Source organism: Pseudoalteromonas sp. MIP2626, from assembly GCF_013414205.1.
Taxonomy (GTDB): domain Bacteria; phylum Pseudomonadota; class Gammaproteobacteria; order Enterobacterales; family Alteromonadaceae; genus Pseudoalteromonas; species Pseudoalteromonas nigrifaciens.
This window is the reverse complement of record NZ_JAATTW010000049.1, coordinates 1-24,584: the sequence shown is the minus strand read 5'-3', so window position 1 is coordinate 24,584 and position 24,584 is coordinate 1. Positions and strand designations below refer to the sequence as shown.

The following is a 24,584-nucleotide window of genomic DNA, read 5'->3' as shown; positions in this document are numbered from 1 at the left end:
ATAAAACGTGAACTCGGTTACGAGTGGTATTAAGCTTTGATCGGCAAAATCATTAAGAGCATAAAAGTGATCATTTACAAGTGATTTTAGTGATCAAAGCTTAATGAGAATAAGCGATCAAAGTTAATGCAATTGGGTGATCAAAGCTGGAGAGAATATGCATGGGCTGTAGTGCTAAATTAAAGTCCTGTTATTACCTTTGCTACATTAAGTCACTTAGGCTTGATTGGTTGGCTAATACTCTATTTTAACTTTGGTCATTTATATTTATATTTATGGCTGGGATCAAAAACGCCAGCGTTAAGCTGGCGTTTGTTATGCGAGGTTAAAGCTATTATGCTTTAGGTCCTGCATTTTTAATTTCGTCTGATACGTCATATTTAGTGAAGTTTTCAGTGAAATCGGCTGCAAGTTTAGCTGCATATTCATCATACTTAGCTTTGTCTTCCCAGGTATTAATTGGGTTAAGTAAGTTGCTGTCTACACCTGGAACGGCTACAGGTACGTCTAGGTTTAAAACATCAATGTGTTGAGTTTCTACGCCAACTAGTTTACCCGATACAATAGCATCTACTACAGCACGTGTAGTTGGAATATCAAAACGCTTACCAGTACCGTAAGGGCCGCCAGTCCAACCTGTGTTAACTAGGTATACTTTAGCGCCAAACTCACGTACACGCTTCATTAGAAGCTCAGCATAAACACCTGCTGGACGTGGGAAGAATGGTGCGCCAAAACAAGTTGAGAATGTTGACTCAATATCGCTTGTAGAACCAATCTCAGTAGAGCCTACTTTTGCAGTGTAGCCACTTAAGAAGTGAAATGCTGCCGCTTCTTCAGTCAATATTGATACTGGAGGAAGTACACCACTTACGTCACACGTTAAAAATACCACTGCTTTTGGCTCGCCTGCGCGGTTTTCTACTTTACGTTTTTCAACGTGCTCAAGAGGGTACGCAGCACGGCTATTTTGTGTAAGGCTAGTATCGTTAAAATCAGGTACACGATTTTCATCAAGCACTACGTTTTCTAAGATAGTACCAAAGCGGATCGCATCCCAAATAACAGGTTCATTTTTTTGTGATAGGTCGATACATTTAGCGTAACAGCCGCCTTCAATGTTAAACACACTACCAGGTGCCCAACCGTGTTCGTCATCGCCAATTAAAAAGCGAGTTGGATCTGCTGAAAGTGTTGTTTTACCTGTACCAGATAAGCCAAAGAATAAAGCGGTATCGCCTGCTTCACCTACGTTTGCAGAGCAGTGCATTGGTAATACACCTTTCGCTGGAAGTAGGAAGTTCTGTACAGAGAACATTGATTTTTTCATTTCACCGGCATAACGCATGCCAGCAAGTAACACTTTGCGTTGTGCAAAGTTAATGAGTACCGTACCGTCACTGTTTGTGCCATCGCGCTCAGGCTCACATACAAATGAAGGAACGTTCATTACTTGCCACTGAGGTACGTCAGATGAGTTGTAAGATTTAGGTTGAATAAACATATTTTTAGCAAAAATATGATGCCATGCAGTTTCTGTAGTAACAACAACAGGTAGATAGTGCTCTGGATCAGCGCCTACTTCAAGGTGAGAGATGAAGTGATCATTACTTTGTACATACGCTTCTACGCGTGCCCACAAAGCATCAAACTTATCTGCGTCGAATGGGCGATTTACGTTGCCCCATTGGATTTCGTTTTCAGTACTAGATTCTTGAACAATAAAGCGATCTTTTGGAGAACGACCGGTGCGATGACCAGTATTTGCTACAAAAGCACCATTGGCTGCTAAAGTACCCTCGCCACGACGGATCGCGTGTTCGACAAGTTCAGCTGCAGTTAGATCGACAAAACGAGTAGCGCTTGAAGTCATGTTTATACCTAAATTGTGTGAGATTGAACGGGATAGCCTGGGTCTTGTTAACCTTTAAGCTGCGATTATAGTAACAGATGAGCTAAGGATATTCGAGCTTATGAAGGTGTTAAAAACACATATATTGGGTAAAAAACATGAATAATTTCAATGACACCGGTATCATAAAAACGGCTATTTTTATGATACCGGTGTCATTTTAAAATTATAAAAAAAGCCGCATAGCATGTGACTTTTTTATAATTTAGATTTGATGCGTGATTAGTTAAAAATGTTTTTCACATCTTGCTCATCAAAAAGATAATCTTTTAGACAGTAATGGCAGCTAATTTTGATTTCGCCATGCTCAGCAACATCATCAAGTAGCGCTTGTTGGCCAATATTAACTAATGCAGTCATGGTTTTTTCGCGGGTACAACCACACTTAAATTGAATGATTTGTGGCTCAAACACACGCGGGTTATCTTCGTGGTACAAACGAGTTAGTACGGTGTTAGCATCAAGCTCTAATAGTTCTTCATCTTTAATGGTATGGCTAAGAGCTTCTAAGTGGGCAAAATCTTCAATAGATTTTTGTTTATCAACGGGTAAAACTTGTAAAAATAAACCACAAGCTTTGGCATTTCCCTCGGTTGTATCGGTTGCAAACCAAAGACGCGTTTTTAATTGCTCTGATTGCTCAAAGTAAGCCTCTATACATTCACTTAAGGTTTCATGCTCTAAAGGCACTATACCTTGATAGCGCTCCCCTTTAGTTGGCGTAATAGTAATAACCATATAGCCTTGGCCTATCAACTCTTTTACTGTGCTACCTGTTACTTCACTTTGTAAGCGAGCTATACCACGCATGTTTTGTTTATCGTCGCCATTAATTACCGCGTATTTAACCGGCCCATCACCTTGTAGTTGAACCGCTATTTCGCCTTCAAATTTTAAGGTGGCTGTTAATAAACAGGTCGCAACAAGCAGTTCACCCAATAATGCTTTAACTGCATCAGGGTAATTATGATTGGCGATCATTTCGTTGTAGGCATTCTCAATTTGTACGAGTTCGCCACGAACATCGAGATTGTCGAATAAATAACGGTGGAGTAAATCTTGTTGCATGAGCGACTATACCTAACTTAATTTCAATTTTAAAAGTTCGCGTCTTTGCTTCTTATCCGGTTTTTTATCCGGATGAGGTGCAAAAAGGCTGTTATTTTTGCGCGCGATAGAATTTTCTTCGCGTTTAGCAATACTAGCATCAGATTCTTGATACAAGGTCTGTGCAATGGGGGCGCTTTGGCGTTTTTCAAGTATTTTGAGCACAGTTACTATTTTTTCATCTACCCCTTGGGCTAATTTTATAGTTGCGCCTATTTCTACTATTTTACCTGCTTTGGTACGCTGGCCATTATAATGCACTTTTCCGCCTTGTACCATTTCACGAGCCGCAGCACGTGTTTTATAAAATCGTGCCGCCCATAACCATTTGTCTAATCTAATTTTTAGCTCATCTTTATGTTCTAAATTAGGGTTAGCGTTACTTTTTTTAGCCATAAAGCACCTTTAATAAGTGTTTGCCTAGATTTTAAAATTTACCATAAAAGCTATTTGCGATGAAGGATTACTACAACAGCTGTTTTTATGCAGCGGCTAAATTAAAATCAATCTGTTTACAAAGTTTAATATTAGCATGCTTGTTGAATGAAAAATGAAAAGGTACTATGCATAGCGATTAAGTAAAAACTAAAATAAGAATACTATTTATGGAACAGCAAGTTCAACAATTTAAACATTTTATAAGCCGTTTACCGCATGCCAAATTGAGTGCGGTTGTTACATTATTAGTTGTTGTTTATATTGCTTTTTTATCGTCTAAACTCGTTTGGCTTATGTGGCCAAATCCTATTGTGTCACCACTCACGCCAATCTACTACGGACAACATTCAACTGCAGCAAGTAACAATTATTCTCAACATATAATTGAGCAATTTATATTTGGTAAAATAATTGTTAAAAGCAAGAGCGATGATCACGCTGCAAAAGTTGTAAATGATGCCCCTGAAACGCGCTTAAGTATTAATCTTACTGGTATTGTTGCAGTAAGTAACGACGATAAAGCGGGGCTCGCTATTATAGAGTCACAAGGCAAGCAAGAAACCTACCTAGTAGATGAAGCAGTGCAAGGGACGCGAGCTAAACTAGCGCAGATATTACCCGACCGCGTTATTTTAACGGTAAACGGACGATTTGAAACATTAATGTTGGATGGTCTCGACTTTACAAAAACAGTATCTATGCCGGTTTTAGCTGCACGTGATGAAGCTGAAATGGGCCCACAATTAGGGCCTGCCCCAAGTGAGCAACAAATAGATGTAACTGCCGATCCAAACATTAAGCAGGCTTTAATCGAAACCCGTGAAGAGTTGCTCGAAGAGCCCGGTAAGTTATTTGACTATATTCGCGTGTCACAAGCGATGAGCGATGGGGAACTTATTGGTTATCGCTTGAGTCCAGGTAAAGAGCCTGAGCTATTTAAGCAGATGGGATTACAAAATAACGATTTAGCTGTTGCAATTAATGGCTATCAACTAACAGATTTAAAACAGGCCATGGCAGCCATTAATGAGCTGCGTAACAGTACAGATGCCACTATCACTATTGAACGTGATAACCAGCAAATAGACGTACAATTTAGTCTGCAATAACTTAGCATTGGAGTTTTAATATAATGGTTCAGGCGCTACACCTCACAAAAATTAAAAAAGGGTTAGCTAAGTACGCAGCACTTTTTCTAGCAGCAAGCATTTCGTTTTCTGTTGCTGCTGTTGAATACGCTGCTAACTTTAAAGGCACTGATATTAATGAGTTTATTAATATTGTTGGTAAAAATCTTAATAAAACAATAATTATTGACCCTAACGTACGTGGCAAAGTAAATGTGCGTAGTTATGAGTTAATGGGCGAAGCGCTTTATTATCAATTCTTTTTAAATGTATTAGAAGTTTATGGCTATTCAGCCATTGAAATGGACAATAATATAATAAAAATTGAAAAAAGCTCGGATGCTAAAAAGTCAAACGTACCGCTAATTACTGATGGCAGTGAAGCCAGTGGCGATATGATGATTACCCGAGTTGTACGGGTTAAAAACGTAAGTGTGCAAGAGCTAGGTCCTTTGGTTCGTCAATTTAGCGACCAAAAAGATGGAGGCCATGTTGCCAACTTTAATGCCGCAAACGTAATGATGCTTACCGGGCATGCTGCATCGGTAAACCGCTTAGTTGAAATAATACGCTCGGTTGATCAAGCGGGCGATAAGCGTGTTGATATTGTAAAGCTTAAATTTGCTACCGCAGATGATGTGGTATCTGTAGTTGATAATATTTATAAAGACAGCGGAAAAGGCAGTATTCCAGAGTTTTTAATACCTAAAGTGGTTGCCGATGGCCGTACTAACAGCGTTATTGTTAGTGGCGAAGGCCAAGCACGCACCCGTGCTATTGAGCTTATTAAGCGCTTAGACGGTGAGCTTGAAAGCCAAGGGAACACTAAAGTATTTTATCTAAATTACGCAAAAGCAGAAGATTTAGTTAAAGTATTGCAAGGTGTTAGTAAGTCGCTAACAGATGACACTCAAGGCGGCAGCGCAACCAAAACACGTACTCGCAGTAACAACGACACCAGCATAGAAGCCCACCCCGATTCAAACTCATTAATTATTACAGCACAACCCGATACTATGCGCTCGCTTGAGTCAGTTATAGAGCGTTTAGATATTCGCCGTGCGCAAGTATTGGTTGAAGCAATTATAATTGAGGTAATGGAAGGCGACGGGATTAACTTTGGTTTGCAGTGGATTTCTGAGCAAGGCGGTATGCTGCAGTTTAATAATGGCACAACTGTACCGGTTGGTGCGTTAGCTGTAGCGGCTGAGCAAGCACGTGATACTACCGTCTCTAAAAATATAATTGGCACCGAAACCGGCACTGTTACTCAGGTTGATGAAACCACTCAGGGTAACTACGGCCCATTAGCATCATTACTCGGTGGCATTAATGGTTTAGCCATGGGGGTGATAAAAAATGACTGGGGCGCAATTGTTCAAGCCGTTTCGACCGATAGTAATTCAAATATTTTGGCGACTCCCTCTATTACTACTATGGATAATGAAGAAGCGTCTATTTTAGTGGGTCAAGAAGTGCCCATAATTACTGGCTCGCAAACGGGTAGCAATAACGCCAACCCATTTCAAACCGTTGAACGCCAAGAAGTGGGTATAAAGCTTAAAGTAACCCCGCAAATTAACGACGGCTCTGCTGTGCAGTTAACCATTGAACAAGAAGTGTCGAGTGTAAGTGGTGCTACTGCTGTTGATATTTCAGTTAATAAGCGTTCAATTAAAACCACGGTAATGGCCGATGATGGTGGTATGGTGGTGCTTGGCGGCTTAATAGATGAAGACGTACAAGAAAGTGTGTCTAAGGTGCCACTACTAGGCGACATTCCTATTTTAGGTCACTTATTTAAATCAACTAATACCACACGACGTAAGCGTAACCTGATTGTATTTATTCGCCCGACTATTATTCGCGACGGAATTAGCATGAATAAGTTGAGCTTTAATAAATATAACTTTATTCGTGGCGAGCAATTTAAGCAGCGCGAAGATGGTATAGAGTTAATGCCAAGAACCGACACGCCTATTTTACCCGAGTGGAATGATGAGCTAATACTGCCACCTACGTATGAAGAGCATTTACGCAAACAAAATGCACAAGAGCGTAAAGATGACTAAGGCGATTGCAGAGATAAATCAAGATGTGGTTCATCCTAATGTGCATCATCCGGACGAGCTATTAACCAGTGACGACTTAGTTGAGCTGCCCGCTAAACGTTTGCCTTTTTCATACGCACGGCGAGCCGGAGTGTTGCTGAGTAAAAATAAAGAGCAGCGCATAGTGTATTACCGTGGCGAACTTGATATTGACGTACTGTTAGAAGTACGCCGTATTGCAGGACATGGTTTTACGCTTGAGCAGATTGATGATGACAAGTTTGAGCTACTGCTAGAGGCTTCGTATCAGCGAGATAGTTCTGAAACGCAACAAATGATGGAAGACATTGGCAACGAAGTTGACTTGTTTTCATTAGTAGACGAACTGCCACAAACCGAAGATTTACTGGCAGGCGATGATGATGCGCCAATTATTAAGCTTATAAATGCGATGCTCAGTGAAGCAATTAAAGAGGGTGCGTCTGATATTCATATTGAAACCTTTGAGCAAGAACTGGTTATTCGCTTTAGGGTTGATGGTGTATTAAAAGAGGTACTTAAACCTAATCGTAAATTAGCATCCTTGCTGGTATCGCGAATTAAGGTAATGGCTAAGCTCGATATTGCCGAAAAACGTATACCACAAGATGGCCGTATTAGTTTGCGTATTGCAGGGCGTGCAGTTGATGTACGGGTATCAACCATGCCATCGAGTTTTGGTGAGCGTGTTGTGCTGCGTTTACTGGATAAAAATAACGCGCACTTAAATCTTGAAGATTTAGGTATGACCGCACAAAACCGTGAATTGTTTGCAAATTTAATTAGTAAACCTCATGGCATTATTTTAGTAACCGGGCCTACAGGCTCTGGTAAAAGTACCACCTTGTACGCAGGTATGAGTCAAATAAACTCTCGCGATCGTAATATTTTAACGGTTGAAGACCCCATTGAATACGAAATACCGGGCATTGGCCAAACGCAAGTAAATACTAAAGTAGGTATGACCTTTGCGCGTGGCTTACGGGCTATTTTACGTCAAGATCCCGATGTAGTGATGGTTGGTGAAATACGCGACCTAGAAACCGCTCAAATTGGTGTGCAAGCATCATTAACCGGTCACTTGGTAATGTCTACGTTGCATACAAATACTGCTTCTGGCGCTATTACTCGTATGGAAGATATGGGAGTGGAGCCATTTTTACTGTCATCGTCGTTACTCGGTGTGTTATCGCAGCGACTAGTACGCACACTGTGTAAAAGCTGTAAAAAAGAACATGTAGCCGATGAGCGCGAGTGCCAGTTATTAGGCGTACCGTTTGAAAGCAAACCAACTATACACCGTGCAGTAGGGTGTGAGGCATGTAACTTTAATGGTTATAAAGGCCGTACTGGTATTCATGAGTTATTAGTGGTGGACGAAACCATTCGTGAAATGATCCACAATGGTAAGGGCGAGCAAAGCGTTGAAAAATACATTCGCAAGCTCAGTCCAAGTATTCGTCAAGATGGCTGTAGCCGTGTACTTGCAGGTAAAACAACACTCGAAGAAGTATTGCGTGTTACCCGTGAGGAAGGCTAATAATGGCAGCATTTGAATACCGTGCCTTAGATGGCCGAGGCAAAGAAAAAAAAGGCATTTTAGAAGCGGATACAGCAAAACAAATTCGCCAAATATTACGCGATCAAAAATTAACGCCGCTCGAAGTTGTACCCGCGGCGCAAAGTGATAAACAGGTTAAAGGCCAAAAAACGTCATTACTTGGCGGTTTGTTTAAACCTACTATATCAACCTCAGATTTGGCGCTTATAACTCGCCAGTTAGCAACACTCATTCAATCGGCTCTGCCAGTTGAGGGTGCGGTAATGGCTGTGGCTGAGCAATGTGAAAAACCACGTTTAAAACGCATGCTGATGTCGGTTCGCTCAAAAGTAGTGGAAGGGTATACCCTTGCCGACGGTATGAGTGAGTTTCCGCATGTGTTTGACGATTTATACCGCGCTATGGTTGCCGCAGGCGAAAAGTCAGGGCATTTAGACCAAGTACTAAACCGGCTTGCCGATTACACCGAACAGCGCCAATATATGCGCAGTCAAATAACGCAAGCTATGGTGTACCCCATTATTTTAGTGGTGTTTGCTATTGCAATTGTGTCGGTTTTATTAGGTACTGTAGTACCTAAAATACTTAAAACGTTTGAGAAAACCAAGCAAGTACTCCCTTGGACCACTGAGTGGGTAATGGCGGGAAGTCATTTTGTACAAAATTATTGGTTTATTAGTTTAATTGTAATAACGGGCCTAGCGATAGGGATTAAGCATGCTTTAAAACAGCCTAAAATTCGTTTTTGGTGGGATGATAAAATATTGCATATGCCCGGTATTGGTAAAGTAGCTAGAGGTATTAATACCGCCCGCTTTGCCCGAACTTTAAGTATTTTATCATCAAGCTCGGTACCGCTACTTGAAGGTATGCGTATTGCGGGTGGAGTGCTGATCAACGAAAAAATTAAAAAAGCAGTTGCCGATGCAGCGGATAGAGTAAGCGAAGGGGCAAGTTTAAGAGCGGCCTTACAGCAAACTAAATTGTTTCCGCCAATGATGCTACATATGATAGCCAGCGGTGAAAAATCTGGCGAGCTGGAGCAAATGTTAGAACGCGCTGCTAATAACCAAGATCGCGAATTTGAAAGTATGGTTAATGTATCGCTAAAACTATTAGAACCCGCAATGATCGCTTTAATGGCGGTTATTGTATTATTTATAGTAATGGCAATTTTACAGCCAATTATGGCAATGAATAAAGCTGTAGGGCTTTAACTTAAAAGTAAATTAATGGTTTAATAAACCATTGTTTAGTGTTTTTAGAATAATGAGGTAATTACGTGAATAAACAATCAGGTTTTTCTTTGCTAGAAGTGATGGTCGTACTGGTTATAATTGGCATGATCATGTCAATTGTGGCACCTAATATTATGGGTCAACAAGAAGAGGCCGCTATCGATAAAGCACACTTAGATATTCAGCAGCTTGAAGATGCAATGAGCCTTTATAAGCTTAAAAATAAAAGCTACCCAAGTACCGAGCAAGGCCTAGAAGCATTGGTTAATAAAACCAGCATAGAGCCAATACCAAAACGTTTTCCAGATGGTGGCTTTATTAGTAAATTACCAGAGGATCCGTGGGGCAATACTTATCAGTTAATTAGCCCAGGAGAAATTGGTAAATTTGATATTTTTTCTTTAGGTCCAGATGGCCAAGCAGGCACCGATGACGACATTGGTAACTGGGATGAAGAAAAACAGTAATGGCCATCAATCGCGCAGTGTATTTATATACTAATACCCAGGGCTTACTATGCAAGTAAGCTCTGGGAGATTGCGTGCAAAAAGCCGCGGCTTTAGTTTAATCGAAATTTTAGTGGTATTAGTGATCATCGCTTTTGCCACAAAAATGGTGGTATATAGCTTAGAAGGCGGCGCTGAGGATGAGTTAGATACTCAAGCGCTTAGGCTGCATACCACCATTAATATGGCATCAGAATTTGCTATTTTAAACCAAGTTGAATTGGGTTTTCATATAGACAACAACGTATTTGAGTTTTTAGTTTTTGATGGTGAAAAGTGGGTAAGCTTTGTCAGAGAAGCATTATTTGAGCCGGTTGAATTTGATCCACGCTTTAAACTAGCGCTTAACCTAGACGACTTAGCTTGGGCGCAAGATAACTTACTCGAGCAAGCAAATTGGCGTGAGCTAATGAGCGGCGACGAAGACAGCTTATTGGAGCTTAAAAAGTTTAAAATTCCGCAAGTGCTAATACTATCTTCGGGCGAAGTAAGTGCATTTCAATTAACACTCGAATTAAAAGAGCAAAGCGAGCCGGTTTACTTTATTGAAGGCGAGTTTACTGCGCCAGTGAATTTACGCCGAGAGCCCGAATAATGCGCCAGTATAATAAAGGTTTTACTTTACTTGAAGTGCTAGTGGCATTGAGTATTTGTGCTATGGCAGGTATTGCAGCAATGCAAGCAACCAGTGAACACATTCATCATCTATCTAGCATAGAAGAGCAAACTTACGCCTCATGGGTTGCCGAAAACATTATGGTAGAGCAGCGTACCAAAGGCGAACAATGGGAAGGGAAAGACGGCGTGCGCGGTAGTGAAGTTATGGCGGGTGTTGAATGGTTTTGGCGCCAAGATATAGGTAAAACCGCAGATAAAGACTTTGTAAAATTAACCATTAATATATTTAGTGATGAAAAATACGAACACTCAATATATGAGCTGGCAACTTATTTAAATAAAGGCAAAAAATAAGTGAAGCAACGCGGATTTACCTTACTTGAAGTGATGGTAGCCTTGGGGATTTTAGGCTTTGTTATTATGGCCACGCACCAAATACTAGATACCACTACCCGCGCCAAAGAGGCTTCGGATGATAAAATAGCCGAGCTAAATGGTTTGCAAACCACCTTTAGGTTAATGGATCAAGATTTTAGTCAAATGACCAAACGTGCTGTACGCAATGAAGCAGGCGATGTGAAAGAGCAGTATTTGCTAGCCGGACGCTATGTTTTAGATAGCCAATATGATGGCATTGGCTTTGTGCGCGACGGCTGGATAAATCCAATTAATTTATTACCACGCTCAGAATTACAAGCTGTGGGTTATCGCGTAATAAACGACAACTTGGAGCGAGTGTACCGGGTATATGTTGATCAGCTTGACAATATGGATCCGCGTGTACAGGTTGTTTTAAAAAACATTGAAGAGCTAAAGTTTGAATTTTTAGACGATAAAAACGAATGGCAAGCTAAGTGGCAAATTAAAGCACTTCCTAAAGCGGTTGCTGTTACGCTGCAACAAATAGAGGCAGAGCCAATTAGGCGAGTATTTTTAGTGCCAGGACAAGGTAAAGAAATTCTACCATCGAGCCCATCAACTGATGATGCACTGGCCGATGAAGGTAACCCGCAAGAAGGTGGGCAGTAATGGGGCTGCGTTCTTCTCGTGGAGCCGCACTTGTTATTGTGCTGTTTATTGTTGCATTAGCGGCCATTTTAGCCGTAGAAATGAGTGCTAACTTAATGGTGCAAGTGCAAAAAAGTACTAACTTACAGGGTCATCAACAAGCTAAGTGGTATGCCTATGGTGCAGAAGAGCTTGCCATAAAAGCGCTGATTAAAAGCAAAAGAGACGATCCTGACAAAACCACGTTAGATCAAATATGGGCGCAGCAAGGCGATATACCTTACCCAGTTGATAACGGCACACTAAGCGGAAAAATAACGGATTTACAAGCATGTTTAAACTTAAATGCTATAGCCGTAGAACCAGATTTAAATAGTGCTAGCAAAACCAATCCAGCGCACAAGGCCTTGTTCGCATTACTTGAAAATATTGAAGATTTACCGGCACAAGAGTCAGAGGAAACCATGGCTGACAGTGTGTTTGATTGGCTAGACGAAAACAGCATTACATACCGTTCAGGAGCAGAAGAAGGGGAATACTTGTCGCGTCAATTTCCGTACATGACCGCAAATAGCTTATTTGCATCAACCTCAGAGCTGCGTTTGGTTAAAGGTTTTAACCCATTAGTAATGGAAAAAGTGCTGCCTTATGTTTGTGTAATACCTGGTAGCACTTTATTGTCTATTAATGTGAATACCTTAGCAGCAGAGCAAGCACTCATTTTAAGTACCCTTATAGATGAGCTAAGTGTATCGGGTGCTGAAGCTGTGATTGCTGCTCGCCCAGATGCAGGCTTTGAAAGTAAAGCTGCCTTTTTTGAACAAGTTCAGCAGCAAGGCGGGCAAAACGTCAAAGCGGTAGAAAAATTGTTTAGTATTAATAGCGAATATTTTAAATTACAAACGCAGGCAAACTTTGTTGATCTGCGTTTTTCGATGACCACATTACTGCACGCCAAAGATGGCGACGTAACGATACTGGCGCGAAAATTTGGAGGCGTACAGTGACAGAAATACTGTTGATCCGCACGGGTCAAACCGAACAAGAGTTACTTAATTGGTTAATATACTCACCACAAGAACAACAAATAATAGCCAGTGGTGAGCTAGTTAATGCCAGTTATTTAAACGAACTGAGCGAAAAATCGCTAGGGCGCGAAGTCGTTGTATTATTGCCTTGTGACCAAGTGCAATTAAAAACGGTAATGCTACCGACTAAATGGAATCGTAAGTTAGAGCAAGCTTTGCCTTATATGCTCGAAGAAGATATAGCGTGCGATATAGATGAGCTATTTATTGCTGTAGGTGAGCCAGTGATGATTGGCGAGCAGCATGCTGTTCGTGTTGCTATGACCGACCGCGAATGGTTTGAGGCGTGGCTAGCGCTATTTGCAGAGCATAATTTATCGGTATATAAAATATTACCCGATGCTTTGTTATTACCCCCAGCAGATGAGGACACAGTAACGGCAATAGCACTTAATAATCAGTGGTTATTTAAACAAGGCCCATGGCGTATAAGTGCAGTAGAGACGAGCTGGTTAAATGGTTACTTAACAGCAATGGGTAATCCAGATGTAAAGCATTTTAGTCCGGCGACTCAGTTTCCTGAAACGGTAAACTTACAGGCTCAAACCAGTGATTACGACCTACCGCTGGCCTTATTTGCTAAGCAATTAGAGCATACTAAGTTTAATCTTCGCCAAGGTATGTATCAGCTTAAAAAGAAAAGCACCTTATGGTGGGGGTACTGGAAAAGTGCTGCCATTATTACCAGCGTTGCCTTAGTAGCGAGTATTACGATTAAAGCTATAGAGTTGCATCAGCTAAATACCCAGTTAGAACTTGCTAAAGCACAGGTAATTGAGCGCTACCAAAAGGCATTTCCGGGAACTAAGGTTCGCCCACACCTTATTAAAAACCAAATTAAAGGTGCACTGGCAAAAATACAAGATACCAGCGACGCTGGATTTTTAGAGTTAACCACAGAATTAGTGGGGGTGTTTTCGCAGGTAAGTAATTTTACCCCTGAAACACTGCGTTATGACAAAAAACGTAATGAATTACGTATGAGAGCACGCGCAAAAGACTTTCAAACCTTTGGTAAAGTTAAAGCCATACTTGAACAGCAAGGGTTAACGGTTGATCAAGGCTCGTTAAGTAACGATGGTGACTTTGTAGTTGGCGAAATTAAACTGCGAGGTGCAGTATGAAACAGCAGTTAATTAAATATTGGCGCTCACTAAAAGAGCAAGAGCAGCAGTTAATAATCGTTGCGAGTGGTATTTTTATTGTGTTTATTTTAGTGATGGGCATTTTTAGACCCTTAAATAATGCAATAGCAAGTGCCGAGCAATCGCAATTAAAACAGCAAGAGCTACTAGTGTGGGTTGATGAAAGTATTGTAAAGCTCAAGGCCGCTGGTAATACACAAGTGGTTAATAGTCAAAACATTAGCCAAATAGTTAACGCCACCCGCGGACGCTATAAAATAAATATTAGTAAAATGCAGCCAAGTAATAACTCGCTACGTTTAACGCTCGACTCAGTAGAGTTTAATCAATTAATACTGTGGCTTGATGAACTGGTCAATCAACATGGTCTACGGGTCGAAAATTTAGATTTGAGCCGTGACGATAAGTCGGGCTATGTACGTGTTAGCCGTTTGCTATTAGAGAAGTAATGAATGAAAAAAATAATAACCTTATCCATTGTATTTTTACTTAGTTTTATTGTGTTTTGTATTATTAAGTTACCTGTAGCGGTGGCCATTGACCTAGCAAAACCTTATTTTCCTAAGCAACTTGAAGTAGGGCAAAGTGTTGGCACTATTTGGCAAGGGCAAATGATGCAAGTGCGCTACCAAGGTGAGCAATTAAATAATGTGCGTTGGGATGTTGCCGGGTGGGCATTATTTACCGGTAAGTTAAATGCCAATGTAAAATTTGGTGACTCACGTGAGCGCAGTGATATATCGGGTTATGCAGATGTGAGCTTTGGTTTATTTAATAAGCAAGTGAAAGTAACCAATGGATTAGTGCGCTCAACAGTTGAAAGAGCGATGCAACGCATACAACTTCCGTTACCTGTAACCGCTAAAGGTCGTGTGATCTTGGAATTGGCAGAGTATACATCGGGCGCACCTTATTGTGAGTCACTGCAAGGCGAGATAGCGAGCCCTAATATTGACGTACAAGGTTTGAACGGTTGGTTTAATATAGGCCCGCTTGGTGGTAACCTAAGCTGTAAATCGGGCGACATAGCCATACTTATCGACCCAGATAACACCTTAGGGCTTGAAGCTGATGCAACCCTAAAAGCTAATTTTGACTTTAAAGTATCAGGCTATGTAAAGCCCGATGCCACGTTGCCAAAAGATGTACATGATGCGGTTAAGTTTTTAGGTCGTCCAGATAATCAAGGCCGTTACCCGCTCAACTTTTAATGTTTAATATAAAGAGTTTTAATGCAATTACCCCAATTTACTGAGCAGCACGCTAAGCAGCTCAGCACATTTTTAGACACCCAGTCTCAAGCGATGACGCTAACGCAAAGCCAAGGTTATTTATTTGGCGTAATTTGCTCTCCTGAGCCTCTAGACGTACATGAGTGGATGGCAGCAATTTTGCCTAATACAGCTAATAATGTAGATGAAGAAATGCTATTTTTATTTATGGCGCTATACCATCAAATTAGCGAGCAAGTATTTGAAGTAGGCTATAAATTACCAGCACAATATAATTACGAATTTTGCAGTAATTGGAGCGCAGGTTTTGTAACGGCAACAACGTCATATACTCAAAAGTTATTAAGTTCAACCGCGTTAGAGGCAGAATATAAACAAGCCCTCGAAAGCGCTCAAGCCACATTAAGCTTTTTTGCACTTGATGGGCAAACCATTAGCCAAATAGCGTTACAAAACAGTATTGATGAGCAGTTACTTTGCCAGCAGCAATATGAGCTAATGGGCGACTTTGCGCTAGGCTTTGCAGAGCTAGTGGAAATAGTCGCACTTAATAGTGGCTTGTATACAGATGAAGGATGGGAAGAGTAGTTTAGGCGCAGTAATGAGTTGAGCTTAAAATATAGCCGTGAAATAAATTTAAGCGCCTAGCTCTAATATAATATCAGTGCAGCCTTGCTTGCACTTAATCAGCCCTTTGCCCGGCTCGCTGGTGGCTAAGTCGAGTGTTAAAACCCCATTACATTGTTCGCACTTTAGCGTTTTACCTTGCGTGAGTTTTTTAAGCATATTACGTTGCTGGTGAAATGAGTCGCTGGCCTTTTTATTTAATCCAGAAAAGTCCATTATTTACCTCGCATGTGTTCTAGTGAGCCGGATACTATTTTACATACAGTATTTAAGCGCTCATCATAAAAATATAGGTTTAAGTCGCGCTCACGGCAGTAGCGTAAGTGAAATAATCTTATTGAGTCATCGGTAGTAAATGTTTTTTCGGTGTACTCACGCTCAGATTCAGACAGTGTTAACTGCGCACTAATTTCGTTTTTAGCCATACTGGCAGTAGGGCTGCGATTCACTTTGCTCGCATCACTTAAAAAGTCAATACCATCGTTAAATAACCGCTCACGAGGTTCTTTCACCAAAGGGTGATCGACTGTGAAAAAGGCGAGGACTACTATTACCAAAATAATAAATTTTTTCATAGTTGGGTAAACTTTGATCCAAATAACATAAAATGATGCTGCAGTGTAATAAAATGCATTTGAAAAGCAAGTAACTAAAGTGAATAAATTATTAGCGATCTATGCCAGTAATTTTAGTCAATATTGTTATAATAGCTAACAGCAGTTAGATATTTCTGAAATATCTGAAAGTATTCAAGTCTAGTTATAAATATTATACGTAATAAGTACGTTATTACACTATAAGGTAAACCTTGAATATAGCTGAATTTTTATTTCCAAGCGGTGTTGAGGAACTTCGATGGACAAACAAATTAAAGTAAAAAATATACCAGTTGAAGTAAAGATTCAAAAGCCGGATCTTAGCGGGCAACAGGATCGGTTTAATCCACGTAATCGTATTTACGTGCGTGCTGTTAATGGCTTGCACCAACTTCTTAGGCAGCGAATTGGCTTTTTAGGTCTGTTGGCATTTATGCTGCTACCTTGGATAAATTTTAATGGTGAGCAAGCCGTTTTATTTGATTTAATAGGTCAAAAATACAACATTTTTGGTTTAACCCTGTGGCCGCAAGACTTTACCATACTCGCCTTTATTTTTATGTTGGCCGCGTTTGCTTTGTTTTTGGTCACTACATTTTATGGACGAGTGTGGTGTGGTTATACCTGCCCACAAACGGTGTGGACTTTTACCTTTATTTGGTTTGAAGAAAAGTTTGAAGGTACGGCAAACCAACGTAAAAAGCTCGACCAACGAGCAATGGACTTTGATAAGTTTTGGCGCAAAACCGCTAAGCACACCAGTTGGATTTTGTTTTCTTTATATACAGCAATTACATTTGTTGGTTACTTTACCCCTATTCGTGAGCTACTCCCTAACTTTGTTACCTTTAATGCCGGTAGCTATGCTTTAATGAGCATTATCTTTTTTGCTGCTTGTACATACGGTAATGCTGGGTGGATGCGCGAAATTATGTGTTTACATATTTGCCCATACTCACGTTTTCAGTCAGCCATGTTTGATAAAGATACCTATACAGTATCGTATGATGAAAAACGCGGTGAAAGCCGTGGCCCACGCTCGCGCAAAGTGGCACATGAAGATTTAGAAATAGGCGACTGTATTGACTGTAATTTATGCGTGCAAGTGTGCCCAACCGGTATAGACATACGTAATGGCTTACAAGCAGAGTGCATTAACTGTGGCGCTTGTATTGATGCATGTGATGGGGTGATGGATAAAATGAATTATCCACGCGGACTTATTTCTTATACCACTGAGCGAAACTTAGAAACGCCAGAGAATAAAACCAACCCACTGCGGGCAAAAATTATTGGTTATATAGTGATCCTGGTTATTTTAACCAGTGCCTTGGTTGCCAATATTGCGCTGCGTAAAACGATGGAATTTGATATTATTCGCGATCGTAATCAGTTATATAGGGTTGATTTTGAAGGGTTGGTAGAAAACACCTACACCTTAAAAGTGATCAACAAAGCGCAGTATGAGCAAACCTTTACAATTAAAGTGCAAGGGCTCGATAACTTTAAGTACATAGGTAAACAAACGTTTAGGGTTAACGCAGGGCAATCGCACAATGTGCCTTTATCACTGGTTATGGATCCGTATGACTTAAAAGCGCCAATGACAGAATTTAACTTTGTGCTATCGCCGGTAGGCGAGCCCGACAATCAAATATCACAGTCGAGTAACTTTTTTAAAGCGCGGTAAAGTTTAACAAAAAGCGGGGTGTTCCCCGCTTTTATTTTATATAAGAAGTGTATGAGTAAATTTAGCTTTATTGATTTAACACCAGATCTAATTCTTGATGCCATAGAAAGCGTTGGTATTTATGTTGAGTCTGGTTTATTGGCATTAAATAGTTACGAAAATAGGGTGTATCAATTTGTAGCTGAAGGCGGAAAACGCTACGTTGTTAAATTTTATCGTCCAGAGCGTTGGAGCGAGGAGCAAATACAAGAAGAGCATGACTTTGCCTTTGAGCTAGCAGAGGCCGAAGTACCGGTTGTTGCACCAATGGAATATAACGGGCAAAGCTTATTTGAACACCAAGGCTATTTATTTACTTTATTTCCAAGTGTTGGCGGGCGTTTATTTGAAGTCGACAATTTAGATCAACTTGATGTACTAGGGCGCTTAATTGGCAGAATGCACCAAGTGGCTAAAACAAAACCATTTACACAAAGGCCCACCCTAACCTGCGAAGAGTACTTACATACAGCAAAAGTTCATCTGCAAAAAAGTAACTTAGTACCTATGGGATTAGAAACCGCTTTTTATACCATTTTAGATTTGGTTATTAAGCAGGCACAAGCACAGTATACCAATGTAAAAACGATACGTTTACATGGGGATTGCCATGCTGGCAATATATTATGGGCAGGCGATGCGTTAATGTTTGTTGATTTAGATGATAGTCGCCAGGGGCCACCCATTCAGGATTTATGGATGATGCTAAGTGGCGATCGACAAACGCAGCTGTTACAGTTAGATACCTTAGTAACCGCCTATGAAGAATTTTGTGATTTTGATCACTCGCAGCTTAAGTTGATCGAACCACTTCGGGCTATGCGTATCATCCATTACATGGGGTGGGTTGCAAAACGATGGAGCGATCCGGCTTTTGTGCGGAACTTTTCATGGTTTGCCGATGACAAATACTGGGAGCAACAAATTTTAGCACTTAAAGAGCAGCTTGCCGCATTGCAAGAAGCACCGTTAAAATTATTGCCATAACATTTTATTCAAAAATATGTACAACGAGAGACTAATGCTTAAAAAATTAAAACTGAGCCTACTACTTCTTTGTCTACCTTTTGCAGCACTTGCAGTAAACTTTGAAGTAGGTAATCAATATACAGTTATCGATATCGAAAAAAGTACTACACCACAAGTTACCGAATACTTTTCGTTTTATTGCCCGCATTGTTTCAAGTTTGAACCGGTTGCACACGCAATTGAAGAAAACCTACCTACAGGTGCGGTGTTTATAAAAAATCACGTTAACTTTTTAGGCGGCGTATCACCACAAGCACAAAGTAACTTGAGCCTAGCGTATTTAGTTGCTAAAAAGCACGGACAAGCAGATACGATTACAGACAAGATTTTTAAAAGTATTCATGTTCAGCGCGCACCACTGACTGAAATTAAAGATCTAAAAAAATTATTAGATATAAATGGCATTAGTAGCGATACATTTGATCAAGATATTGCCAGTATGCCAATTATTGCAGCTGAACAAGCAATGCAAGATAAACAAAATAAATACTCAAAATTAGGTGCGTTAACAGGCGTTCCTACTTTTATTGTAAACGACAAATATAAAATCAATCTAAATACCATCAAGAGCCAAGAAGAGCTTGATGAGTTAGTTTCATTTTTACTCGCACTATAAAATATTGGAGCCATATAATAATGATAAAATTAGTTAAAGCAGGTTTGCTTGCTGTATTACTACCTTTTGCTGCAACAAGTTTTGCAGCAACCTTTGAGGAAGGTGTGCATTATGAGGTTGTGTCTGAGCGCGCAACTAAAAAACCAGAAGTGAAAGAGTTTTTCTCATTTTACTGTCCTGCATGTAATAACATGGAGCCACTGGTAGCCGAAATTAAACCAATGCTTGATAAAGGCGTAAAGTTTAAAAAGAGCCACGTTGATTTTGTTGGTGTACGCGATACCGAGCATCAACAAATGATTAGCCAAGCGTTAGCAACGGCTGAAGTGTTACCACAAAAAGATAAAATTATTGCGGCTATCTTTAGCCACATTCATACCAAGCGCGCAAATTTTAATGAGCTAGCCGACGTAAAAGATGTGTTTGTAGCCCAAGGCGTTGATGGCGATAAGTTCGATAAGTTATTTAAAAGCTTTTCGGTACGTACATTAAGCTCAAAAATGAAGCGCGACCAAGACTACTTTAAAGAGAAAGGTGCATTGCGTGGCGTACCTACTTTTATCGTAAATGGTAAGTACAAACTACTTCTAGGCCGCGAATCGGGTATTAGCGAACCAGCAGATATCACTAAATTAATTAACTACTTGGCAAGCAAGTAAAGTTAATCCCATAAAAAAAGCTCCTAAGGAGCTTTTTTTATGGGTAATTTTTAGCTGGTAATTTTAAATATTCTTTTTTTGTAAAAATACACCCGACTCAATATGGTGCGTATAAGGGAATTGATCAAAAATCGCAAAGCGTTTAACTTCATGGGTGCGGGTTAAGTGATCAAGGTCGCGCTCTAGTGTCTCTGGGTTACACGAAATATAAATAATACTTTCGTAATTTGCTACTAAGTCACACGTTAGAGTATCCATACCGGCACGTGGCGGATCAACTAAAATGGTTTGACAATTGTAGCTGTTTAAATCTATACCTTCTAAGCGAGAAAAACTACGCTCGCCATTCATGGCTTGAGTAAACTCTTCGCTCGACATGCGAATAATATCTAAATTGGCAACTTTGTTTTGCGCTATATTGTACTGCGCTGAGTGTACCGACGACTTTGATATTTCGGTTGCCAGCACTTTATTAAACGAACCCGCTAACGCAATAGAAAAGTTACCGTTGCCACAATAAAGTTCAAGTAAATCATTTTTAAGTGGCTTACATAAGTCTTGCGCCCACTCTAGCATTTTAATATTTACTTTGGCATTTGGCTGGGTAAAGCTGTTTTCTACCTGCTGATATATTAGTTCTTGGCCATTCACGTTTAAGCGTTCGGTAACGTAGTCATCACCAAGCATTTCTTTTTGTTTGCGGGCACGGCCAATAAAGTCAATTTTATACTTATTGCTTAACTTTTCTTTAAGCGCGTTAATTTCACTCAGCCAATGCTCATCAAGTGGCTTGTGATATAACAGACTCACTAAAATCTCACCGCTTAGCGTAGATAAGTAATCAATCTGAAATAGTTTACGACGCAAAATTTCACACGACTTTAAATTATCAATCATTACTTGCATCACTTCACCTACCAAAGGAGCGGCAGGGTCAAAGCTATCAACGCGAATTTTGTCTTTAGTTTGTTGATCAAACATTATATGAAACAGATCGTCACCATCGTGCCATACTCTAAACTCAGCGCGTTGGCGGTAGTTAATCGGCTCTGAGCTAAATACCTCAAGTTTATCCACACCAAAACGTTGAAATTGGGCAGCAATACGCTGTTCTTTTTCGCTTAACTGCGCATCGTACTGTGTGGTGTCTATTTTAATAACTGCCATTAACGCTATAACCTTATCTTTGAGAGCTGTTTATCGGCGCTATTGTAGGGAGCGAGATGTATTTGTCTAGTTTTGATGAAATATATATTGGTTTTTTTTTGAGCATCTAGCTACAGAAATAACTTACAGTGCCGATAAGTAAGGCAAGCATAGATAGGAGTCGGATCATGAAAATCGGTAACTTTGGCTTTGTTCCAAACCACAATATTAATAAATACGGTAATAAAGGGGCTTTACAGCAACCTACAATACAGTCGCCTCAAGATAACTATCAGCAGCGCGGTAAAGAACTTGCTGCCAAAGTGCTCGGTGACAAAATGGCTCAAGCTCTTGGCTTACCGATAAGCGAGCCGAAAAAAGATAAACCGCTTTTTGATTTTGATGAAATCGTTAAAAACGTTTTAGACTTCGTTACCAGTGCAGTACGTAAAGCAAAAGCCAATGGTGCCGACGATGAAAAACTCAAAGGTATGTTAGGTGATGCTCGAAAAGGTGTGCAAATAGGGATTGATGACGCGGTTGATGAATTAAAAGGCAATGGCGTGTTTAACGACGATATCGCACAGGGTATTAATAAATCTAAAGAAGGCATATTTAATGGCCTGGACAAATTTGAAGACGATTTATTTAATCCTAAACCCGCCAGTGTCTCTGTTAGCCAAACTCAGTATGCAAGTTTAAGTAACAAAGCAGAATATAAATTTACTACCGCCGAAGGAGACGAAGTGAGTATTAGTTTTGCTGATGCTTATGAGTCACAATCAGCCAGTCGTTATCAGCAAAATGGGAATAGTGAATCTTTTGTAAGTGAGTCGTCGCAGTCTCGTGAGTTGTCATTTTCTATGTCGGTTAATGGCGATTTAAATGAGAATGAACAAAAGGCGATTAATGAGCTAATGGCTGACTTACAAAGTGTAAGTAGCACCTTTTTCAGTGGTGACTTAGATAAAGCATTTGAAGAGGCGCAAGCACTAAGCTTAGGCAACGAACAGCTGGTGGCTTTTTCAATGGATTTACGACAAACCAAAACAGTCGCTACAGTTAAAGGTTACGAAGAGTACAAGCCAGTTCCTGAAAAAGCAGTAGCTGATAAATTAGCGCCGTTTAACGACGACTTAAAAGCTGTGTTTAATAAAGCCACAGAGCTGGGCATACAAAACCAGTTATCGGGTATTGTGCAGTGGTTAAATCAAGATCAAGCAGAAATAGATAAATTGGTAGATTACACCAAAGCTATGTTCGAAAACCTTAATCAATTAAATGCAGCAACGGACGAGCTAGCCAATCAACAATAGTTGTACCACTAAACTACTTTCTTTTATAAAAATCACATGGCAAACTGCCGTTCTTAACTTAGAATAAGGACAGTAGTTTGTCAGCGCACATAATGGTTTTTGATTCAGGTATTGGTGGTACTACGGTACTTGAACATATTCAGCAAAGTATTCCAGATGCGCAATACAGCTATTTTATGGATAATGCACTATTGCCATACGGCGCTCAGTCACAGCAAACGATTATTAATCGCTTATGCGCACTCATTCACTTTATTAACCAGCAAGCGCTTAATGTAGATTTAATTGTCATTGCATGTAACACCGCCTCTACTTCTGCGCTTGGGGCAGTGCGCCAAATTACTACTATTCCTATAGTGGGGGTGGTACCGGCGATAAAACCTGCTGCGCAACTTACACAATCTAAACATATCGGCCTACTGGCAACTCCAGCAACTATATCAAGTCCCTATACGCGCACACTCATACAAGAACATACCAACAATATAGCAGTTAGCTTATATAGTAGCGTTGAACTAGTTACTTTAGCCGAGCGTCTGTTTTTCGAACAAAGTTTAGATACAACTAAACTGCACCAAGAACTCGATCGTTTAAACATAGATCAGTCTATAGATGTATTAGTATTAGGCTGTACGCATTTTCCTATTTTGGCAGAGCCGATTAGTCAGTACTTTAATAGGAAAGTGCAGCTACTTGATTCAGGTGCAGCGATTGCTAAGCGAGTTCATTACTTAATTAGCCAGCTTAATTTAACGAATAACAATATTGCAGATACAAAAAAGCCGCTGCAATATTATTCAACGGCTAGTGTGAGTAGTAAGTTAGCTGTAAAGCTAGTTACACTGATTGATCCGGCTCAGAACGAAGAGCGTTAGAATCATCTTCTTGTTTTTGTTTTGCTTCACGTACCTTTAAGGTACGTTGTTGGAACTCGCTATCGTTTAACTGCGCTATTGCATTGTCGGCATCAGCTTGCGCCATTTCAACAAAACCAAAGCCACGACGCTTACCTGTATTTTTGTCCTTTAATAAGCGAACGTTGAACACTTTGCCTTGCTCTTCAAATAAAGCACGTACCACACCTTCGTTTGCACGATAAGGAAGGTTACCAACATAAAGCGTTTTGGTTTTTACTTCGGCTTCTACTACACCGTCAGACGACATCGCAGCAATAACAATACCACCAATGAGCAAACCAACAGCAAATAGTAGTGCAGGGTCTAACTCTAGGCTTTCAAGTGCGAACTTAACTATAACAAAACCAACAACAGCAAGAATAACTGAGAGGATAAAAGATTTTTGATCGGGTAATTTCATTTTGATCTACCAATAAACAGGAAATAAACATTAATTTAACATTGTGAACTTGCTATCTTAACGCCTTAATTCAACATAGCAATAAAATTTATAGTAAATAATATAAAACAGGGTGAAAAAGCATCGTTTTATACATGTTTTTATCATGTTTCACTTGCTATCGATTACATTTTGTTCGAACAGTAAAAAGATCTAAAAAAAGGCTTGATCTGTTTTTGGATTTCCCTATAATGCGACCCCACTGAGACGGGAAACGTCAACGCCTAGCGAGACGCGAACTACTTAGAGAGTTAAATAAAACTTCGGTTTTAAATCTTCCAAAAAGAAAGTTTAAAACAAAGTGTTGACTCGAAAAATAAAGGATGTATCATACGCATCCCTTGAGACGATAAAGCGACTCAAAACGTTCTTTAACAATATAAAGCAATCATCTGTGTGGGCACTCGTACAGATTGAGTTCTAACAGCCAAGCTTAGTTC

The 24,584-nt window shown here is 40.1% G+C and carries 26 protein-coding genes; 19 read left to right on the top strand and 7 right to left on the bottom strand.

Annotation, left to right across the window (positions count from 1 at the left end):
• Window positions 1-334 precede the first annotated feature (334 nt).
• The 3 genes from HC000_RS15305 to hslR all read right to left on the bottom strand — a co-directional run bounded on the left by HC000_RS15305 (window position 335) and on the right by hslR (window position 3,415).
• Entirely contained in the window at window positions 335-1,873 is a 1,539-nt protein-coding gene (locus HC000_RS15305; RefSeq protein ID WP_179808073.1) for a phosphoenolpyruvate carboxykinase, read from the bottom strand.
• A gap of 261 nt (window positions 1,874-2,134) precedes the next feature.
• The gene (gene hslO, locus HC000_RS15300) at window positions 2,135-2,980 is read right to left on the bottom strand and encodes an Hsp33 family molecular chaperone HslO (RefSeq protein ID WP_179808072.1); all 846 of its coding nucleotides are present in this window, start codon (window positions 2,978-2,980) and stop codon (window positions 2,135-2,137) included.
• A gap of 12 nt (window positions 2,981-2,992) precedes the next feature.
• Complete coding sequence (gene hslR, locus HC000_RS15295; protein WP_011326947.1) at window positions 2,993-3,415, bottom strand: ribosome-associated heat shock protein Hsp15; 423 nt, start codon at window positions 3,413-3,415, stop codon at window positions 2,993-2,995.
• Window positions 3,416-3,624: 209 nt separating this feature from the next.
• On the opposite strand from hslR, the gene gspC reads away from it, so the two are divergent.
• From gspC to HC000_RS15230, 13 genes are all read left to right on the top strand, one after another.
• Complete coding sequence (gene gspC / locus HC000_RS15290; protein WP_179808071.1) at window positions 3,625-4,566, top strand: type II secretion system protein GspC; 942 nt, start codon at window positions 3,625-3,627, stop codon at window positions 4,564-4,566.
• Between the two features lie 23 nt (window positions 4,567-4,589).
• The gene (gene gspD, locus HC000_RS15285) at window positions 4,590-6,656 is read left to right on the top strand and encodes a type II secretion system secretin GspD (protein ID WP_179808070.1); all 2,067 of its coding nucleotides are present in this window, start codon (window positions 4,590-4,592) and stop codon (window positions 6,654-6,656) included.
• A complete protein-coding gene (gene gspE, locus HC000_RS15280) occupies window positions 6,649-8,214 on the top strand; it encodes a type II secretion system ATPase GspE (protein WP_089367610.1) in 1,566 nt (521 codons plus the stop codon). The genes gspD and gspE overlap by 8 nt, the downstream gene beginning before the upstream one ends.
• 2 nt (window positions 8,215-8,216) lie before the next feature.
• A complete protein-coding gene (gspF, locus tag HC000_RS15275; protein WP_086996699.1) occupies window positions 8,217-9,452 on the top strand; it encodes a type II secretion system inner membrane protein GspF in 1,236 nt (411 codons plus the stop codon).
• A 65-nt stretch (window positions 9,453-9,517) separates the two neighbouring features.
• A complete protein-coding gene (gspG, locus tag HC000_RS15270) occupies window positions 9,518-9,940 on the top strand; it encodes a type II secretion system major pseudopilin GspG (RefSeq protein WP_041454317.1) in 423 nt (140 codons plus the stop codon).
• Between the two features lie 49 nt (window positions 9,941-9,989).
• The gene (gene gspH / locus HC000_RS15265) at window positions 9,990-10,574 is read left to right on the top strand and encodes a type II secretion system minor pseudopilin GspH (RefSeq protein WP_179808069.1); all 585 of its coding nucleotides are present in this window, start codon (window positions 9,990-9,992) and stop codon (window positions 10,572-10,574) included.
• Window positions 10,574-10,951 carry a type II secretion system minor pseudopilin GspI gene (gene gspI, locus HC000_RS15260; RefSeq protein ID WP_086996694.1) on the top strand — a complete coding sequence of 126 codons (378 nt, stop codon included), beginning with the start codon at window positions 10,574-10,576 and terminating at the stop codon, window positions 10,949-10,951. The genes gspH and gspI overlap by 1 nt, the downstream gene beginning before the upstream one ends.
• Complete coding sequence (gene gspJ / locus HC000_RS15255; RefSeq protein WP_179808068.1) at window positions 10,952-11,626, top strand: type II secretion system minor pseudopilin GspJ; 675 nt, start codon at window positions 10,952-10,954, stop codon at window positions 11,624-11,626.
• The gene (gspK, locus tag HC000_RS15250) at window positions 11,626-12,612 is read left to right on the top strand and encodes a type II secretion system minor pseudopilin GspK (protein ID WP_011326956.1); all 987 of its coding nucleotides are present in this window, start codon (window positions 11,626-11,628) and stop codon (window positions 12,610-12,612) included. The genes gspJ and gspK overlap by 1 nt, the downstream gene beginning before the upstream one ends.
• Window positions 12,609-13,817, top strand: coding sequence for a type II secretion system protein GspL (gspL, locus tag HC000_RS15245; RefSeq protein ID WP_011326957.1), 1,209 nt, complete (start codon window positions 12,609-12,611; stop codon window positions 13,815-13,817). Before gspK ends, gspL begins: the two co-directional genes overlap by 4 nt.
• A complete protein-coding gene (locus tag HC000_RS15240) occupies window positions 13,814-14,287 on the top strand; it encodes a type II secretion system protein M (RefSeq protein ID WP_058372380.1) in 474 nt (157 codons plus the stop codon). The genes gspL and HC000_RS15240 overlap by 4 nt, the downstream gene beginning before the upstream one ends.
• A gap of 3 nt (window positions 14,288-14,290) precedes the next feature.
• Window positions 14,291-15,049 (top strand): type II secretion system protein N, encoded by a 759-nt coding sequence (locus HC000_RS15235; protein ID WP_179808067.1) that lies wholly within the window; start codon window positions 14,291-14,293, stop codon window positions 15,047-15,049.
• A gap of 21 nt (window positions 15,050-15,070) precedes the next feature.
• Complete coding sequence (locus tag HC000_RS15230) at window positions 15,071-15,658, top strand: UPF0149 family protein (protein ID WP_011326960.1); 588 nt, start codon at window positions 15,071-15,073, stop codon at window positions 15,656-15,658.
• A 48-nt stretch (window positions 15,659-15,706) separates the two neighbouring features.
• Here HC000_RS15230 and HC000_RS15225 read toward each other — a convergent pair whose 3' ends face one another.
• Together HC000_RS15225 and HC000_RS15220 are read right to left on the bottom strand one after the other, a co-directional pair.
• A complete protein-coding gene (locus tag HC000_RS15225) occupies window positions 15,707-15,913 on the bottom strand; it encodes a hypothetical protein (protein ID WP_089367614.1) in 207 nt (68 codons plus the stop codon).
• Window positions 15,913-16,272 (bottom strand): hypothetical protein, encoded by a 360-nt coding sequence (locus tag HC000_RS15220; protein ID WP_089367615.1) that lies wholly within the window; start codon window positions 16,270-16,272, stop codon window positions 15,913-15,915. The genes HC000_RS15225 and HC000_RS15220 overlap by 1 nt, the downstream gene beginning before the upstream one ends.
• Window positions 16,273-16,552: 280 nt before the next feature.
• Between HC000_RS15220 and ccoG the strand changes: the two genes are divergently transcribed.
• The 4 genes from ccoG to HC000_RS15200 are packed head-to-tail and all read left to right on the top strand — an operon-like array spanning window position 16,553 to window position 20,326.
• On the top strand, window positions 16,553-17,983 hold the full coding sequence (ccoG, locus tag HC000_RS15215; RefSeq protein ID WP_179808066.1) for a cytochrome c oxidase accessory protein CcoG: 1,431 nt from the start codon (window positions 16,553-16,555) through the stop codon (window positions 17,981-17,983).
• Between the two features lie 51 nt (window positions 17,984-18,034).
• Complete coding sequence (locus HC000_RS15210; RefSeq protein WP_058372385.1) at window positions 18,035-19,009, top strand: serine/threonine protein kinase; 975 nt, start codon at window positions 18,035-18,037, stop codon at window positions 19,007-19,009.
• A 34-nt stretch (window positions 19,010-19,043) separates the two neighbouring features.
• Window positions 19,044-19,667, top strand: coding sequence for a thiol:disulfide interchange protein DsbA/DsbL (locus HC000_RS15205; RefSeq protein WP_179808065.1), 624 nt, complete (start codon window positions 19,044-19,046; stop codon window positions 19,665-19,667).
• Window positions 19,668-19,687: 20 nt separating this feature from the next.
• The gene (locus HC000_RS15200; RefSeq protein WP_011326966.1) at window positions 19,688-20,326 is read left to right on the top strand and encodes a thiol:disulfide interchange protein DsbA/DsbL; all 639 of its coding nucleotides are present in this window, start codon (window positions 19,688-19,690) and stop codon (window positions 20,324-20,326) included.
• A gap of 63 nt (window positions 20,327-20,389) precedes the next feature.
• Here the strand turns inward: HC000_RS15200 and trmA are convergent, their stop codons facing one another.
• Window positions 20,390-21,493, bottom strand: coding sequence for a tRNA (uridine(54)-C5)-methyltransferase TrmA (gene trmA / locus HC000_RS15195; protein WP_089367619.1), 1,104 nt, complete (start codon window positions 21,491-21,493; stop codon window positions 20,390-20,392).
• Window positions 21,494-21,660: 167 nt separating this feature from the next.
• On the opposite strand from trmA, the gene HC000_RS15190 reads away from it, so the two are divergent.
• Both HC000_RS15190 and murI read left to right on the top strand, forming a co-directional pair.
• Window positions 21,661-22,788 carry a DUF5610 domain-containing protein gene (locus tag HC000_RS15190; RefSeq protein ID WP_179808064.1) on the top strand — a complete coding sequence of 376 codons (1,128 nt, stop codon included), beginning with the start codon at window positions 21,661-21,663 and terminating at the stop codon, window positions 22,786-22,788.
• A gap of 77 nt (window positions 22,789-22,865) precedes the next feature.
• Window positions 22,866-23,663 carry a glutamate racemase gene (murI, locus tag HC000_RS15185; protein WP_089367621.1) on the top strand — a complete coding sequence of 266 codons (798 nt, stop codon included), beginning with the start codon at window positions 22,866-22,868 and terminating at the stop codon, window positions 23,661-23,663.
• On the opposite strand, the gene HC000_RS15180 is transcribed toward murI, so the two are convergent.
• Window positions 23,626-24,105 (bottom strand): RNA-binding protein, encoded by a 480-nt coding sequence (locus HC000_RS15180; protein ID WP_011326970.1) that lies wholly within the window; start codon window positions 24,103-24,105, stop codon window positions 23,626-23,628. The two genes, murI and HC000_RS15180, sit on opposite strands and share 38 nt — an antisense overlap.
• Window positions 24,106-24,584: the final 479 nt, after the last annotated feature.